This is a genomic window from Streptomyces sp. NPDC014733 (assembly GCF_043083385.1).
Lineage (GTDB): Bacteria > Actinomycetota > Actinomycetes > Streptomycetales > Streptomycetaceae > Streptomyces.
This window is the reverse complement of sequence record NZ_JBIBYO010000022.1, coordinates 12,574-28,192: the sequence shown is the minus strand read 5'-3', so window position 1 is coordinate 28,192 and position 15,619 is coordinate 12,574. Positions and strand designations below refer to the sequence as shown.

Annotated in this window: 18 protein-coding genes; 17 read left to right on the top strand and 1 reads right to left on the bottom strand. The window is 71.6% G+C overall.

The genetic code is table 11. The features are described from left to right. Window positions 1–908: 908 nt before the first annotated feature. The 4 genes from ACF1BH_RS29725 to ACF1BH_RS29710 all read left to right on the top strand — a co-directional run bounded on the left by ACF1BH_RS29725 (window position 909) and on the right by ACF1BH_RS29710 (window position 2,873). Window positions 909–1,442: a winged helix-turn-helix domain-containing protein gene (locus ACF1BH_RS29725; RefSeq protein ID WP_391647500.1), complete on the top strand. Its 534-nt coding sequence runs from the start codon at window positions 909–911 to the stop codon at window positions 1,440–1,442. Next, window positions 1,442–1,762: a hypothetical protein gene (locus ACF1BH_RS29720; RefSeq protein WP_391647499.1), complete on the top strand. Its 321-nt coding sequence runs from the start codon at window positions 1,442–1,444 to the stop codon at window positions 1,760–1,762. The genes ACF1BH_RS29725 and ACF1BH_RS29720 overlap by 1 nt, the downstream gene beginning before the upstream one ends. Window positions 1,763–2,121: 359 nt before the next feature. Further along, window positions 2,122–2,637: a hypothetical protein gene (locus ACF1BH_RS29715; protein WP_391647498.1), complete on the top strand. Its 516-nt coding sequence runs from the start codon at window positions 2,122–2,124 to the stop codon at window positions 2,635–2,637. Between the two features lie 26 nt (window positions 2,638–2,663). Then, a complete protein-coding gene (locus ACF1BH_RS29710; RefSeq protein WP_391647497.1) occupies window positions 2,664–2,873 on the top strand; it encodes a hypothetical protein in 210 nt (69 codons plus the stop codon). Between the two features lie 177 nt (window positions 2,874–3,050). On the opposite strand, the gene ACF1BH_RS29705 is transcribed toward ACF1BH_RS29710, so the two are convergent. Continuing rightward, window positions 3,051–3,866 carry a GntR family transcriptional regulator gene (locus ACF1BH_RS29705; RefSeq protein ID WP_391647496.1) on the bottom strand — a complete coding sequence of 272 codons (816 nt, stop codon included), beginning with the start codon at window positions 3,864–3,866 and terminating at the stop codon, window positions 3,051–3,053. A 558-nt stretch (window positions 3,867–4,424) separates the two neighbouring features. On the opposite strand from ACF1BH_RS29705, the gene ACF1BH_RS29700 reads away from it, so the two are divergent. The 13 genes from ACF1BH_RS29700 (at window position 4,425) to ACF1BH_RS29640 (ending at window position 15,617) form a co-directional block, all read left to right on the top strand. Next, window positions 4,425–4,826, top strand: coding sequence for a hypothetical protein (locus ACF1BH_RS29700; RefSeq protein ID WP_391647495.1), 402 nt, complete (start codon window positions 4,425–4,427; stop codon window positions 4,824–4,826). A 112-nt stretch (window positions 4,827–4,938) separates the two neighbouring features. Further along, entirely contained in the window at window positions 4,939–5,226 is a 288-nt protein-coding gene (locus tag ACF1BH_RS29695) for a hypothetical protein (RefSeq protein ID WP_391647494.1), read from the top strand. Further along, window positions 5,223–5,864 (top strand): hypothetical protein, encoded by a 642-nt coding sequence (locus ACF1BH_RS29690; protein WP_391647493.1) that lies wholly within the window; start codon window positions 5,223–5,225, stop codon window positions 5,862–5,864. Before ACF1BH_RS29695 ends, ACF1BH_RS29690 begins: the two co-directional genes overlap by 4 nt. Next, window positions 5,861–6,277: a hypothetical protein gene (locus ACF1BH_RS29685; protein ID WP_391647492.1), complete on the top strand. Its 417-nt coding sequence runs from the start codon at window positions 5,861–5,863 to the stop codon at window positions 6,275–6,277. Before ACF1BH_RS29690 ends, ACF1BH_RS29685 begins: the two co-directional genes overlap by 4 nt. Window positions 6,278–6,440: 163 nt before the next feature. Further along, window positions 6,441–8,693 carry a hypothetical protein gene (locus tag ACF1BH_RS29680; protein ID WP_391647491.1) on the top strand — a complete coding sequence of 751 codons (2,253 nt, stop codon included), beginning with the start codon at window positions 6,441–6,443 and terminating at the stop codon, window positions 8,691–8,693. A 106-nt stretch (window positions 8,694–8,799) separates the two neighbouring features. Continuing rightward, window positions 8,800–9,261 carry a hypothetical protein gene (locus ACF1BH_RS29675; RefSeq protein ID WP_391647489.1) on the top strand — a complete coding sequence of 154 codons (462 nt, stop codon included), beginning with the start codon at window positions 8,800–8,802 and terminating at the stop codon, window positions 9,259–9,261. Continuing rightward, window positions 9,261–9,482: a hypothetical protein gene (locus ACF1BH_RS29670; protein ID WP_391647488.1), complete on the top strand. Its 222-nt coding sequence runs from the start codon at window positions 9,261–9,263 to the stop codon at window positions 9,480–9,482. Before ACF1BH_RS29675 ends, ACF1BH_RS29670 begins: the two co-directional genes overlap by 1 nt. A 288-nt stretch (window positions 9,483–9,770) precedes the next feature. Beyond that, entirely contained in the window at window positions 9,771–11,765 is a 1,995-nt protein-coding gene (locus tag ACF1BH_RS29665) for a hypothetical protein (RefSeq protein ID WP_391647487.1), read from the top strand. 2 nt (window positions 11,766–11,767) lie between these two features. Continuing rightward, complete coding sequence (locus tag ACF1BH_RS29660) at window positions 11,768–12,187, top strand: hypothetical protein (protein ID WP_391647486.1); 420 nt, start codon at window positions 11,768–11,770, stop codon at window positions 12,185–12,187. A 99-nt stretch (window positions 12,188–12,286) separates the two neighbouring features. After that, window positions 12,287–13,144 carry a hypothetical protein gene (locus ACF1BH_RS29655; protein WP_391647485.1) on the top strand — a complete coding sequence of 286 codons (858 nt, stop codon included), beginning with the start codon at window positions 12,287–12,289 and terminating at the stop codon, window positions 13,142–13,144. Next, a complete protein-coding gene (locus tag ACF1BH_RS29650; RefSeq protein WP_391647484.1) occupies window positions 13,144–14,541 on the top strand; it encodes a DNA/RNA helicase domain-containing protein in 1,398 nt (465 codons plus the stop codon). Before ACF1BH_RS29655 ends, ACF1BH_RS29650 begins: the two co-directional genes overlap by 1 nt. 90 nt (window positions 14,542–14,631) lie before the next feature. Further along, the gene (locus ACF1BH_RS29645) at window positions 14,632–15,138 is read left to right on the top strand and encodes a hypothetical protein (protein ID WP_391647483.1); all 507 of its coding nucleotides are present in this window, start codon (window positions 14,632–14,634) and stop codon (window positions 15,136–15,138) included. A gap of 23 nt (window positions 15,139–15,161) precedes the next feature. Next, window positions 15,162–15,617 (top strand): Pycsar system effector family protein, encoded by a 456-nt coding sequence (locus ACF1BH_RS29640; protein ID WP_391647482.1) that lies wholly within the window; start codon window positions 15,162–15,164, stop codon window positions 15,615–15,617. Window positions 15,618–15,619: the final 2 nt, after the last annotated feature.

Genomic DNA, 15,619 nt, shown 5'->3' with positions numbered 1-15,619 from the left:
CCGCTTCTCGGATACCTGCGGCCACGTCGTGGTCGCGCCTCCGACATGCGCTTCCAGCGTGAGGGGGTCGCCTCGGGACGTCTGGGTGGCACCAGTACCGGGGTACTGGTGCCACCGAGGAGACGGAGTCCATGGGCCTGTTAGGGAAGCTTGGTTGGCACCGTGCGATCTCGGTAGCCCATCCCACGGTGAGGTGACCTGTGGGTCACTGAGGTCGTCGCTCCCCTCGCTTCGCGTGCGGCCATCGGGACAACCGCCGGGCAGTGGGCAGCACCAGCGGAGCGGAGTCCCGGGTGGTTGCTCAGGAGACGATCAAACACAAAAAGACCGCGGTGCGCAGGGTGGGGGTGAAGGTGCACACGTGACGGGTTCGAGGCACTGAACCGCAACGTCGTGGCGAACGGGTTGTGGTTACGGTCGAGGAGGCACACGGAGGAGCCGAGCCGCAGTTCGGACTCAGCCTCAGAACACCCGCCTACCCCATCGGAGGCCAGCCACAAGACCCTGAGGCAACTGCCCAAGGAGGGCCGCCAAGGCCCGAGTGGTGCGTGGCGGACGCCTCCGGCGGCCGGCGCGCAGGGCAGGCGGCAGCGCGTTTTGCCTGTATGCCTTTCCAGGTGGCCGGTCCAGGGGGGCCTGGCCCCTGGTCGCGTGCGGGGCGATCCCCGCTCCGGCGCTTGCGCCGGAGATCGGAGATAGGGGGAATCCGGCCCTGTGCCTCATCCTGCAAGTACATAGAGGGAAGCGCGGCAAATAGGCGTCTGACCTGCAGAAACGCGGTTTTTTAACCGGCCCCGTGCTGCCTCATATTGGGAAGCCAGGGGCCGGTCACTGTTCCTGAGGGCAACAGTTTCAACGGAAGGGACGCCGGGGGTGTTGACTGTTGCTCCCAGGAACAGTGTTGTGCAATGATCACCGCGACACTGTTCCCTAGGGGAAAGGTGACGGCTGCTGCGATGTCAGCTGCACCGAATCGGGTTCGCCGATTCGTCGAGGCCGAGACTGGCGAACGGCGCGAACTGATCGAGGTTGAGGGCGACGACGACCGTCGTCCTACGTACAACTTTCCGGGAGGCTTTAGTGCAGTAAGCAACCGAGTGGGGCTGGCCGTTCTGAACAAGGAGTCCGGCCTGACGCCGTGTGACCGCGACGTCCTTGCGTTGCATGTGCACGGCCCGGAGAAGCGCGGGGACGTGCTCCGCTGGTCCCGTGAGGCGATGGCCGACTTCATCGGCAAGAAGACTCGGAGTGTCTCTGCGTCGATCCGGAAGTTGGTGAAGGCCGGGCTACTCTTCGAAGCGGAGAAGCACGGGCGGACGACCTACTACCGGACGACGCCTCACCATGCTTCACGTGCCGGCGGCGAGCAGCAGCGGGAAGATGCTGCTGCGTACCGCTTGCCGGTGGTGCCAGGTCTCCCTGACAGGAAGGAATCGGCGTGATGAGTGATCTCGTTTCAAGCGGGATCGACCCGGTCGTCTTGCGTCAGGTCATGTCCCTTCCGCATCCGCAGATGCGGATAGTGCTGTATTACCTGACCGAGGCGAAGGACCCCGAGTTCGGCGACGCGGTTGTGAAGACGGGTGAGAAGATCGCCAAGGAAATTGCCATGAATCGGCCTCTGCTGTCCAAGACGCTGCCGATCCTTGTCGAGGCGGGTTGGCTGCGTCTGGCCTCCCGGCACGGGAACGTTAGCTACTACGGCTTGGGTGCGCTCGCTGAGGCGCGGAGCAACGTTGTGCCGCTGCGCCGCACCGCATGAACGTCTCACACTGGGCATGAATCCGGGGCTGAGCTGGAACTGTGCCTCAGGTGGACAGTATGGGGAAGTGAAGCGCCCATACTGTTCTCTAGGGCGACAGTGTCGGCAGGTGGGGTCGTTGTTGAGTGCCCCTGCGTGACAGCCTCTACAGGTCTCGATGGCCCCCGACGCTCCGGCGCGGGGGCCATCAGCATTTCGGGATGCCGCGTGCGGTCGGTCGGAAGATGGAGGGGGTTGCGCGGGCAGGGGTGCGTCACGAGAGGAACGGGCGGGCACGGTCGAGTGGCTCCCGTGATCGGGAACTGCACCCAGCGTGTCCGTGATTCGCGGACACGGCCGTGCGGTGGCAGGCTGCCACCATGGCGACCATCGACCCGGCGGCACGCGAGCAGCAGCTCCAGGACGCCCAGGCCCTCCTCCAGGACCGCTACGGAGACGGCCGGCCCTGGCACGACCCCGTACGCGCGATGCACGCGGTCCGCGCGGCCGCCGACGGCTACGGCCTGGCCGACGGCGCCGAACCGGTGGACGTACCCGCCGAGGACGTCCTCGCCGCCCTCACCCAGCTCGACCAGGCGCGCGCGGACCTCGACGTCCTGGAGCGCGTGGCCTCACCCGCGCCGCCCGAACCCGCAATGCCTCCTGGCAGCAGATCGCCACCGCCCTCGGACTGTCCTCCCGCACCAGCGCGGAATCCCGCGCCGTCCGCCTGGAGCGCGAAGCCGCCAGTCGCGGCGCCGACCGCTACCCCGACCAGCTGCGCGCCGCCCATGCCCGCGACCGCGCCGGCGATGCCTGGTGCCGCGCCAACGAGCCCCGCCTGCGCGAGGCCGTCTTCGACCTGGCGACCTTCAACTGCACCTGGCCGGAGCTGACCGCCGCGGCGTCCGACAAGGAGCTGGTGGCCTGGGTGAAGGAGCTGGACGGGCCCGGCCTCGCCGCCCGGCTCCGCGGCCTGCGGCCGATCCTTGTGATCGGCCCTCCGCCGACCGCCGAGGCGTCCAACCCTCTGACCGCCGCCGCCCTGCGCGACGAGATCCTCGCGCTCCTGGACGAGCTGATCGCCGCCCGCCACGGCCTGTCAGCTCGCGGCAGCATCCCCGACAGCTGACGCAGAGAAGCCGGGGGGCGAAGCTGGTGGGCGGCTGGCGGGTGAAGCCGTACGGAAAGGGTCCTGTCCGCGAGTCGCGGACAGGACCCTTTCCGTACGGCAACGCACGACGAACCCCGCACTCCTTGGAGTGCGGGGCCTCTGTCATACCTGGGTGTGTTGCCCGGTGGCCGTGGGTTAGTCGGCCTGCGCTGAGGGGCGGACGGGAGCCACGGGCCACTTGGCGGATTTGCCTCGCTGGAGCTCTCCCACCAGTTCGACGCGGTCTCCCGGGATGACGCGGATCGTGACCTCGATCGGCTTCCCGGTGCGGGCTGACGACCCGACGATCACGGACTCCAGCACGGGGATGGAGAGCGCGATCCCCAAGAGCTTCGCCTCCTCGCGGTCTGGCATTCGAGGGCGGAGTCGTTCTTCCCAGGTGATGGGACCGTGGCCAGCTTCCTCTAGGCGGTCGATGTATCCGCCAGGTCCGGGAGAGGGTTCGGCGACCTCCGGGGCATCTGCGACAGCCTCGGGGCTGAGCCAGGTGTCAACGATCTGGAACGGTGGCTCGCCGGCGGGGCTCGTGACGCGTCGGCGGCGTAGGACGGGCGTCTCGGAGGGGAGTTCGAAGGCCCCGGTCACCTCAGCGGGAGCGGGCAGTTCCTTGCGGAATGGCTTTCCGTGGACTTCCCAGGGCTCATCTGGTCGGGCTGCGGCGGGGAACACGTAACCGCGCTCGGGGTCGCGAGCGACGGTCACGCCGCGTGTGATGCGGCGACGCACCGGGGGCTCCAGGACGATCGATCCGCGGCGCTGGGTGGCGCGGATCAAACCCTCTTTCTCCAGCTCCTTGTACGCGTTGCGGGCAGTTTCGTGGTGGACGCCGTGCTCGGCTGCGTATGTCTTGACCTGCGGCAACGTCGACCCGGGCGGGTACGTGCCGTTTGAGATCGCGGTGCGCAGTTCCGCGGCGAGCTGTCGCCACTTCGCGGCTCGGGGTTCGGTCATCAGGGCTGTCTCTCCTCGGTTCGGCGTCACCACCAGCCTAGAACAGACCTAGGTTTTAACGCCTCCCCCCCCCGTCGCGCCTAGATGGAGAGTTCGAAAAACCTAGGATTATTGACACGGCGGGTGCGGTGTGGTGTCATCTTTCTGGGTCGCGAAAAACCTAGGTTTAACGCCTCTCGATCTACGTGCTTGACGGCATGGCCATGCCGTAACTGCGCCATTGGGAACCGGCCCGTCAGGGCTAGGCCGACCGGACGCCGTGGCCTTGAGAACTCAACAGAGAGCTGATTTTCGGGCGCGGCGCCTCTGCCGTCCTTCGGGACGAGACGACCCTCTCGCCAGCAGTTTTCCGGTGGCGAGGTCTTGAGCGGGGGGTTGGCCGCACGGCAGCCCGAGAGCGGGATACAGGGCCCCAGGGGTGGGGCCGGGGTGCGATTCCCTGCCCGCTCACCGCGCCGCTACGACGGCGCGACCCCCACGACGAGCGCCGAAGGCGCAGCGGCGGTGCAACGCCGTGTCGCGGGGGTCCACGGATCAACGACTTAGGAGCAGATCCGCATGACCATCATCCCATCCGCCGCCGTGCCGCTGCGCCCGACCGCCCTGGTGGACGGCGTCGAGGACGTCATCGCCCAGGCGTGGACCCTCCGCGAGGAGGTCCAGCCGCTCGCTCACCTCGACGCCGAGGTCACCGTGACGGTGGCGCCGGGCGAGATCACCACCACCGTCGAGGTCGCCCCGGAGGCCGTCGGCCTGCTGCCGGCGCTCCTGAAGAAGCTCGACAACAGCGCGTTGGCCTGCACCCCGGCGCTCATCCGCATCACCGGGACGATGTGCCAGGGGCGCGTCACCCTGCACATCACCGCGGACAGCTCGCGGATCTCCGTCGGCGAGCTGACGGAGATCACGGCCGCCCTGGACGCCGCCCGCGACGAGGCCACGAAGGCGGTGGCGGCATGAGCGGCGACATGTCGCGGTCGGAGGACCGCGAAGAGCTGTCCCGCCGAGTCGCCGAGGACAACAAACGCTCGACTGGTGGCACCGGCAAGGCCGTCCCGGGGGTGCAGCAGTGATGGACCGCACCCACCTCACCGTCTTGTGGCGGACGCTGCGGGACCGCGTCGACGAGCTGCACCCCGCGGCGCTGGCCGCGCTGGTCGGCGTCCTGCTCGGCCTGGCCTTCGGGGCCGGCCTGGTGCTGGAGCCCGCGCTCGTCGCCGTCGCCATCGCCGCCGCGGCGCTGACGAAGGCCGCGGTCGTCCTCGCCGCCGCCGGTCTCCTCGCCCGCTGCGCCGTCCGCCTTGCCTTCCACCACTTCACCCGCCCGCGTCCGGGCACCGTCAGGGGGTACTCCGCATGATCCGCCTCATCACCAAACGCCGTCTGGCCGAGCTCACCAGCCAGCGCGACCACGCCGAGGCCCGCGTCAGCGCGGTGCAGCTCCGACTCGCCCGCATCAAGAGCGAACGCGACGACCTCGACCACACGGTCGACGACAACGCCCTCCTGGCCCAGAAGCGGGCCTCCGTGTTGGAGAACGACCTCCGAGCGGAGACGAAGCGGGGGAACGAGCTGGCGGCCGACCTGACGCGGGTCATCGCGGAGGTGGCCACGCTGCGGACGGTCGAAAAGCAGCTCCTGGACGTCATCGACCACTTCTGGCGGGCCGCTGAGGCGCCGGTCGAGGTGCTGGTCCGTGACGGCCTGGTGCACAGTGCCCACCGCACCCGTAAGGCCGCCGAGGACGCTGCCCGCGCGGCCGATCCGTCCATCGGCGACGTCCCGTGGGGGCCGACCCCGGTGGACAAGGACCGCCGGGAGGGCTGGATCGCTACGACGCACCGGCTGGCGGAGACCGAGACCCCGCCGCACGTCGAGGACCTCGCCGAGCGCTACCACCACACGGACCGCGGGGTGCCCGGGGCTGTGCCGGACGGATGGGCCATCACGCAGGCCCCGCGGGTCGGCGACGAGGTCGCGGTGGAGGTGCAGGCATGAGCACCCGTTACCTCCTCGCGCGCACCGCGCGGTTCACGGTCCGCAACGTGATCCCGTTCGCGGTGGCTGCCGGCGCCATGGTCGGCGCCGCGCAGCTCACCGGTATCGAGATCGTGGCGATCGCCCGCCTGGAGGGCGGGACCGACGTGCTGCTGGCAACGGCAGCTGCGGTGCTGGGCTGGGACCACGACGTCACCCCGCGGTTGGAGCGGATGGTCGAGCGCCTGTACCTGGCGGGAGCCACGACCGACCAGTGGCTGGCCCACTTCGAGCTTCAGGAGTCCTGGCAGGCGCCCTCGCCCACCGCGGCCGCGTTCCGCGCGGAGCACGGCGACCCTGCCCACTGGACGGCAACCGACTACGAGACGCACCAGAACCTCGTAGCCCGAAGGGCGCCCGATGACCTTCGGTGAGCGGAACGCGGCGATCACCGCCGACCAGAAGGAAATGGCCCCCGGTGCGCACACCGTGCTGGTCGGCCGGGTGGCGGAGCTGGCGGCCACCTGATCACCCACCCCCTGTGGTCCCGCACCGATCCGATCGGTGCGGGACCACCTCGTATGGAAAGGAGGCGGCGTGGCCGCCACAGCCACTCGCGGCACCAAGAAGGCGGCGTCCCGGAACGCTCCGCCGAAGAAGAAGACCCCGGGGCCCCGTACGGCGGGGCGGGCGGGGGGCAGTCCTCAGTCCGCTGACATCGTGGACGACGGCAACGGGATCCTGGACGATGTCCGGCGAACCGCAGCTGACAAGGCCGCAGCGCTGACTGCCCAGGCCGAGGACCAAGCGGCGCTGATCCGCCGAGGCGCTGCCGCCGACGCCCGGCAGACCGTGATCGAGGCCGCTGAGGAAGCCGGCCGCAGGCTTCAGCAGGCCAGTACCGAGGCGGGCGAGGTCCGTATCGCGACCCGGGCTGCCGCAGCCCGTCACCGCAACCTCGCCGACCGTGCCGCTGCGGCCGCCCGACACCGCGCACTCGACCAGGCGCAGCAGCTGCTCGCCGCGTCCGCGGGGCAGGCCCGGGGTATCCGCCAGGGCGCGGTCGCCGATGCCCGGCAGGTGCTGGTCGAGGCCGCTGAGGAGGCCGGCCGCAGGCTGCGGCAGGCCGCCGAGGACGCGGACGCGGCGCGCGCTGCCGCGGCGAAGGACGCGGCCGACGAAGCCGCGGCGCTGATTCGCAGCGCCGAGGAGCAAGCCGGGGAAATCCGCCGGGTGGCCGCCGCTGATGCCCGGCAGGTCCTGGCCGAGGCGGCCGAGGAGGCCGGTGACCGGTTGCGGCGCGCGGCCGTGGACGCGGACAGCGTCCGTGCCGCGGCCGAGCAGGATGCTGAGGAGACCCGCGAGGACGCCCGCCGGCAGGCCAAGGCGTCGATCACGGAGGCCCGCGCCGTCGCGGGCCGCCATCGTGCTCAGGCCGAGCGGGCCGCCCAGGCCATCACGGACCGGGCCCGGGATCAGGCGCGCAAGCTGCTGGACGAGGCGGCGGACCGGGCAGCCGAGCTGGTGGCCGCCCACCGTGACGAGTACAGCAGGGCAGTGGCCGACGCGGCGAAGATCCGCAGCACGATCCAGGAGCAGGCGGCCCAGACGCAGGCGATCCTTCAGACAGCCGAGTCCGAAGCCGCCCTGATCCGCCGCCGGGCCAAGCTCGACCTGGACGAGGAGCTGGCCGAGCGGCGCGCCGAGATCGAGGTGGAACTGGCCGCCGCCCGCCGGGCAGCGGAGCAGGTCCGCGCCGACCTCGCCGACCAGCACCAGGCCCTGCACCAGGAGCAGCGCGACCAGCTCGCCGCCGACCTGGAGGAGATGCGGAAGAAGGCCGAGGCGCAGGCCCGTCAGGACGCCGCTTCCGTCCTGGCCGAAGCGGCGAAGGAGAAGGAGCAGCTTCTCAAGGAAGCGGTCGAAGCCACCGCCCGCGCCCGGCGGGACCAGGCCGCCGCCGACCAGAAGTACAAGAAGGCGCTCGCCGCGAAGGCCCGCCGGGCGTCGTGGGCGCAACGGCGGCTGCGGATGTCGGTCCTGTTCTGGGACATGGCCGTCTGGGCGGCGCTGTTCGCCGCGATCGGGCTGGCCGCGACCGGCGAGTACCACCTCGCGCAGATGGTGGGCTTCGGGAAGTTCTCGCCGTTGCTGCCGGTCGCCATCGACATCTACTGCATCGTCGCCTTCAAGCGGCAGCGGGACGTCTACCCGGCGCTCTTGCTGATGTTCGGCGCGAACGTCACCTACCACCTCGCCGCGCCGGACGCGACGGGTGACGCCGGCCTGATCATCGCGGTGGTGACCATGTTCGTGGCCGTGGTCTGGCGTGTGCACAACTTGATGGGCCACGGCCAGCCGAGCGTCTCCCCGGTACCGGACGAAGACGACGGCGGTGAGCGCGAGGAGCCCCGGCCGTCCGGTACCGGTACCGGTACCGGTAGTCGGCCTCCTGCCGGTACCGGTAATCCGTCCGGTAGCGGCGGCGGTAACCCGGCCTCTACCGGATCCGGTAACCCGCGTTCTACCGGATCCGGTAACCGGTCCGGTAAAGCGTCCGGTACCGGATCCGGTAGTCGGTCCGGTAAGACGTCCGGTAGCCGGTCCGGTAAGGCGTCCGGTACCGCATCCGGTAAGGCGTCCGGTACCGGATCCGGTAGGGCGTCCGGTAGTGCGCCGTCCGCAGAGACGCGCGAGGCGATCCGTACCCGGGTGCGCGAGCTCATGGACTCCGGCGCCGAGGTCTCCCACGCGGAGCTCGCCCGGGAGTTCGCCCTCGATCCGGTAACCGGCCCCGAGTACGTCCGCAACCAGGTCCGCGCCGTCGAGCGCGCCCGCATCAGCGCCTGAGCCGGGTAGCCCGGCGGCGCAGCCCTCCCCCCCCGTATCCGCGGGGCTGCCGCCGTGCCTCTCCAGGGGGCGGCGGCCCCGCCCCTTTCCCTGTCAGGAGAGAGACATGAACGGCAGTAAATGGACCCCCGATCACCTGAAGACCCCCGCCGACCGGGCGATCCACCTGGAGCAGCGCAGGGCGCAGCTCCTGCCGATCGTTGACGACCTGCGGCGCCTGGCCCGCGAGATGGCCGCGCTGGTCAAGGAGATGGACAGCATCGAGGGCGACCTGCCGGGCCAGGCCGCGCTCCGCGCCCGGCACGTGACGAAGCCGCTGTTCAAGGCCGCCGACGACGTCGAGGCGGCCGTCGGTGACCTGGTCGCGTTCAACCAGCGGTACCAGCGCTCCTACGAGGAGCTGCCGGAGAAGCGCGCGGAGAAGCGGGAGGCGAAGCACCGGCGGAAGCTGGAAAAGGCCGGCCGCCGCCCGGAGATCGAGTCCGGGCAGTCCAGCACCGCCCCCGTGAAGGCCACGGCCACGGACGAGTTCGGGGACGTCTTCGACGGCCTGCGGCGGGGTGCCTGATGGCTGCGCAGACCAAGGCGGAGCGTCAGGCGGCCAACCGGCGGGCGCACTTCGAGAAGCGCCAGGCGGAGCGGGCCGCGCGCGGCCCGCGCGGGCTGGCCGAGTCGTGGATGGAGCGGGCTCGGGCCGTCGCCGCGACGAGGGAGAAGAGCGGCGACGACGAGGTCTGGAACGACCTGGCCCGCACGATCTCGGTCTGGGTCTCCCGTTACGAGCAGTGAGCGCCGCCTCCATCAATTCACCGGTCAATCCGGGGCTGTGACCGCCTCGCGCACGCGTAATGCGGAGGCGCGGACACACGGGCGCACGGACACGCGCGCGCGTACGCGAGGCGGTCACAGCCTGTCAACCCTTTCTGGGAAGGAATCATGAGCGACGAGACCGACGGCACCCCCGGCCGGCCCGGCCGGGTGCTCCCGTTCCGGCCGACGGGAGGGGGCACGCCCCCGCCTCCTCCCCCACCGCCGCCGCCATTGCCACCGATGCCGCCGGCCCCACCCACCGTTCCGGTGACCGACGAGGACGAGGACTTTGAGGAGCCCCCGCCGACCCTGGTCCTGCCGACGGTGTCGATCCCCGAACCTGCCGTCCCTCCCCCGCCCGTCCCCGCCTCACCGGCGCACGGCACGGCGCTCCCGGCCGCGCTGTGGTCAGAGGCCCGTGACGAGGGCGACGAAGAGGCCGAGGGCGGCCGGGGCCGGGACGGCCTGGGCGGAATGATGGTGGCGTCGATCGGCATTGCGGTCGCCGCCCTGCGCGGCATGACGCAGTGGGTGGACGACCGCCGCCAGCGCTTCCAGGAGCAGGCGCCCGTTCGCCTGGCCGCGGCGAAGGCGAAGGCCGGACGGATCAAGGACCGCGCCGAGCACGAGTCCGCCCTGGCGGCCATCGGCCACGACGCGGCGAAGGCCCGCGCGAAGCGCGTGCAGTCGCCGACCGAGTTCGGCCGCGACGCCACCAAGAACAAGGGCGGCGGCAAGGGCGGCTCGAAGGGGACGTTCGGCGAGAGCGGCGGCACCGGGGGCGGCCGTGGCGGGAAGTCCGGAACCGGTGGCAAGAACGACCCCGGTGCCAAAGGCAAGGGCGGCGGTAAGGGCTCGACGGGGCCGGACGGCTCAGGCGGCAAGGGCAAGGACGGCTCCGGGCCGGGCTCGAAGAGTCCGAAGTCCGGCAAGTCACCGAGCTCCAGCGCGTCCAGCCCGAGCCTGGAGCGGGCCCGTGGCCGCCAGGAGCGGGCCGCGGACAAGCGGCGGGCGAAGGACCAGCGGGCCTCGGACCGTGCGGCGGCCAAGCTGGAGGACTGGGGCAAGGGCCGGGACCGCAAGCACGGTTCGGAGGACGACCGGCAGGCCGTGAAGGACCGCATCCGCAACGGGCGTCTGGAGGCCAGGGCCGATCGCCGCGACGCGGCCCGGGAGGCCCGCCGGCAGGAGCGGGCCGCCGCCAAGGAGGACCGCAAGGCCCGGCGGAAGGCACGGAAAGCCGAGGAGGAGGACCGCACGACGCTCGGGAAGTCCCTCACGGAGGAGGCGGAGCGTCGGCTCACAGAGCGGCGCGGGGACCTCGACCCGCCCGTGCTGAGCAGGCACAGGAAGGACACCCCGGCCGAGGGCGGCTCGAAGAAGAAGCGGGCCCCGAAGGGATCGTCGACGGCGCCGCCGAAGGCCACGTCGCCCGGGAGCGAGGGACCGGAGACCGGGGGGCCGACGGGGTCCGGGCCCGGGTCGCGGTCCCGCCGCACCCGCGAGCACCAGCCGCCGCCGCGGGAGGAGCCGCGGGCGGACGGGGAGTGGCTGCGGCCGCCGCCCGGCATGCGGGTGGAGTACAAGACCACGCTCCACCGGACCGACTGGGAGGCCCAGGGCCGTGCCAGGGCAGCGGAGGAGCGGGCGGAGGTGCTGCGGCGCCGGGCCCGGATCAACAACGTCGCCGCCCCGCGCCCGGGTCTCCCGCCCGGCCCCGCCGAGCCGCAGACACCGCCGGCCACCCCGGCTCCCCCCACTCCCTCAGCACCGCCGCCGAGCACCAGCTCGCCGGCACCGAAGAACACGAGAAAGGAGGCGATCCCGATGCCCGGAGCCGGAGGACCGCCCGCACGATCCGCCCCGCCGGTAGGCAACACACAGTTCGGCGACAGCGACCTGACGGTCTACGACGTCATCGACGCGGACAAGGACATGGCGGAGGAGATCCTCGCGGGCGCCGAGCACGCCCTTCAGGTCGCCGACCGCTGCCAGCGCCTCCAGGCCGCCCTGGAGGGCCTGCGCGCCTCCCTGATCGCCAAGAACGTGCCCGGCGTGTTCGTCAGCTGGTGCACCCGGCTGATGGACCGGGCCGGGGTCGTCGAGGACAAGGCCACCGCGGTCGCGGCGGGCCTGCCCCGTGCCTCGGAGGCCATCTCCCTCGCCGGAGACATCGCGGCCGAACACGACAAGCCCGTCGCGGACGTCGTACGCGACATGGGCCACACCGCACCCGCCGCATCCTCGTACCACAAGGAGTAGCCATGGGAATGGACCTCGCCCGTGCGGGCAGCAAGGTCGCCGAGCTGTTCGTCGACGGCGTCACCTTCACCGTCGCCACGGCCAAGCTGGGGCTGGCGAGCATGGCGATGCTCGCCCTCAGCGAGTCCGTACGCGGCGCCTACAACTACGTCGAGGACTGCGCGCACCAGGTGGACACCCTGGCCGACACCGCGTCTGCCATGTGGGTCTCGGGCGCCGTCGTCGACGCCCACCGCGACGCCGCTGGTGTGATGCGCGGCGTGCTCTCCGACGCCGAGTCACTGGCGGCCGAGGCGGAGGAGATGGCCGGCGACTTCCGCGCCGCGAAGGACGGTCACGAGGCCGACTACGGGCCCGTGCACGACGCCATCGTCTCCAAGCCCGGCGAGCTGGCCACCCGGGAGTACTACAGCAACCGCTGACACGCTTCGGGCGGATCCGCCCGAAGCGGAAGAGACCACCGACCCCGCGGGGCGGCCGGAGCCGATGGCCCGGCCGCCCCGCCCGTTTCTGGAGGAACCATGCTCGCTCGCGTGCGTGCGGTGGCCAGCCGCGCCACCGCCGGCCGTGCCGCAACCGTCGCCGGGGCCGCGGTCCTCACCGCGGGCCTGGCCGCCGACTCCGTCACCGTCCCCGGCGTCCTCGCCGCCGTGACGACCGCCGGGATCGGCCTGGCGACCAACATCAAGATCCTCAAAGCCCCCGCCGCGGCGCGGGCCACAGCCATCGGCGTCTACCTCGCCCCCCACGCGGGCGCCGGCGGCCTCCTGGTCGCCGAGCGCCTGGCGCCCGACACCGGGATGTCCCTGCTCGTGCAGGCGGGCGTGGTGGCGCTGTGGACCGGCGCCACCTGGGGCATGCGCCCCGGCCGTCTCGCCCGCGACGTCGTCGACGAGGCGGTGGCCCAGGAGCTCGCCGCGCTCGCCGAGGCTGCCGAGGCGGAGGAGACGGCGGAGGAAGTTCCGGCCCCGGTCGTCTACGACACTCCGCAGGCCCGGTGGTGGGGGGAGAACATCGCGGTCGAGGGCGGCGTCGCCCCCGGCACCGTGCTCGTGGAGCACCGGCAGGTGACCGATCAGTGCCTCGCGCTCGTCATCGGCTCGGCGACGAGGGGGAAGGCCGTGTCGCTCGGCAAGGACTTCATCCCTGACCTGTCCGCGTACCTGGACATGCCGGAGGACCTGATCGAGGTCGGGCCCGTGCCCGGCCGCGGCGCCGGAGTCCAGCTCCTGGTCCTGGGCGTGCGCCCGCAGCCCGCCGAGCCGGAACAGGCCGCCGACGACGATGCCGCGTTGTGGGAGGAGATCGCCGCCACCGCGATGCCCGGTGTCGAGCTGATCGAGGCCACCACGTACACCGTGCGCAAGGAGCTGACCTGATGCCGGACGTGCGCGAGTACGTGCTCAAGACCCCGGCCGGCGGGGTGAAGCGCTACGACCACGAGGCGCTCTGCGACCTGCTCAAGGTCGAGGACTACACCCGCGTGATCTTCGAGCAGGGCGTGGGGCGCCAGGCCATCGTGCGGGTCTACCCGTCGAACCCCCTGATGAACATGCGGGAAATCAACCTGCACGACCTGATGCTGGACGCACGAGGCCGTGTCACGCTCGGCACCTACTTCGACGGCTCGCCACTGCGGTTCCGGCTCTTCGACCCGAAGACCGGCAACGCCCAGCGCGGCGCGGTCTTCGGGACCACCGGCGCAGGCAAGTCCCGCCTGGTGCAGGCGATCCTGATCGCCTGCAAGCTCTCCGGCATCGTCGTCCACTTGGCCGACCTGAAGTCCGGTCAGTCGGTGCCCGAGGCCAAGGGTCACGTCGCCACCCGGGTCACCACGCAGTACGAGACGATCCTCATGCTGCGCGGCCTGGTCGCCGAGGCCGAACGCCGCATGGCCGCGTACGCGGAGATGGGCCGCTCCGGGTTCGTCAAGGACGCCCCCGACCCGCTGGTCTACGGCATCGTCGACGAGGCCAACCGGCTGCTGGAGAAGGGCGCCCCGTTCCGCGACGAAGGCGCCCGGCTCATCAAGGAGCTCGGGCGGACGGGCCGGTCGGTGGGCGTCGGCATCATCATCGCCGCGCAGGCCGGCCACCTCGACGAGCTCGGCGGCAGCGACACCCTGCGCGGCATGCTCAAGGAAGGCGAGGTCATCCTGCTGCGCTGGTCGTCCGCGATGATGCAGCAGCTCGTCGGCGACGGCCTGGTCCCCCGCGGCGAGGCCCTCCAGCCGATCCCGAAGGTCGTCGGCCAAGTCCAGCGGGTCCGCCGGTACAACGAGGCAGCGGCCGACGACGAGGACGACGTCAACAGCCAGGGGATGCTCTACCACCTGACGTCCCGCCGCCCCACCAGCATGGCCCGGACCTACGTCGTCGGCAGCGTCGAGCCATGCGTCGGCTACGACCCGGTGATCCTCGCCCTGTACGGCGACCAGCCGCCGCCGGGCGACGCGATCGACCTGGAGGCGTACATGACCGCCAAGGAACGCAAGGCGGCTGCTCGCAAGACGAGTGACAGCGCGAGTGTTCCCAGCGCGCCGCCCGTCGGGGCGGATGAGACGACCCCGGCGACGATGACGACCGCTCAGCGGATCCTCGCAGCGCTGCCGCCCGACGGCATGACCGTGGTGGAGCTCCAGGAGGCTCTGGCGGACGACGGCGGCCGCCCAGTCCGGCGCGGCACCTTCAACACCACCATCAGCACCATGCGCGACCGCGGGCAACTCGCCCGCCCCGACGGCACCCAGCGCATCATCCCCACCCCCGCCGACTGACCACCCCGCACAGCCGACCGCAGGCCCGGAGCCCTCCCCCGGCTCCGGGCCTGCCCCATGCCCACGCTCAGCCCGCCGGAGGACCCCGCCATGTACGAGCCGACCACCCACTCCCGTCAGCCGCTCAGCGAAGCCCAGGCCGCCGCCGAGGCCGCCCGCCTCATCGCCGAGGGCTACAGCACCACCGGCCCCACGGCCACCAGCTACAAGGACAAGGACGTCGTCCCGCTGCCGACCACGGGGGACGCCGTGCCCTGTGCCCAGCCCGGCCGCCCGCCGATGAGCCAGAAGGCGACAGATGCCAGCGCCCTGATGCTCTCCGGCAGCGTCGCCGCCCTATCCGCCGGCGGTGCCATCTCGCTTGTCCTTTACACGCTCGGGCAAGTCGACCCGGTCACCCTCGCGGTCGGCGCCGCCGGGCCCGTCGCCCTGGTCCTCGCCGCCGGATCGCTCCTGAAGGCCGTGGACCGCACCAAGACAGCGGCCGCGCCAGTGGAGGTCCACCACCACTACACCGGCACGGTCCGCCAGGAGAACACCACGGTCTCCAGCACCACGAAGGGCCTGTTCGCCAAGAACCGCAACGACGTCCGCTAACCCTCTCCGGAAGGACCCCGCCCGTGCCCAAGGAACTCGACACCGACGCCCGCCTGGACGCCGTCACCGCCACGGTGCTCGCGGAGATCAGCCGCACCGACGCCAAGTCCGGCGTCCTGCTCACCGCCTTCTCACTGCCGCTGGCCGCGCTGGTGGCCGCCATCCCCGGCAAGCCGATGCCGGGCGTGTCCGCCGTGCTCGTCGGCACCGGCGCCGTCGGCCTGGTCGCCGCCATGCTCGTCGTGCTGACCGTCGTACGGCCGCGCCTGACCGGGCACCCCCGCGGCAGCTTCCTCTACTGGTCGCTGTGCACCGCCGAGCAGCTGCTCGCCGACCTCGATGCGCCAACCGACCGCGCGGCCCACGTCGTCCGGCTCTCCAAGATCGCCCGCCGTAAGTACCAGGGGCTGCGCCTGGCGGTCGACATCACCGCCGTCGCCCTGGTCGCCCTGGTCGCCGCACTCCTCGCCGCCATCTGACC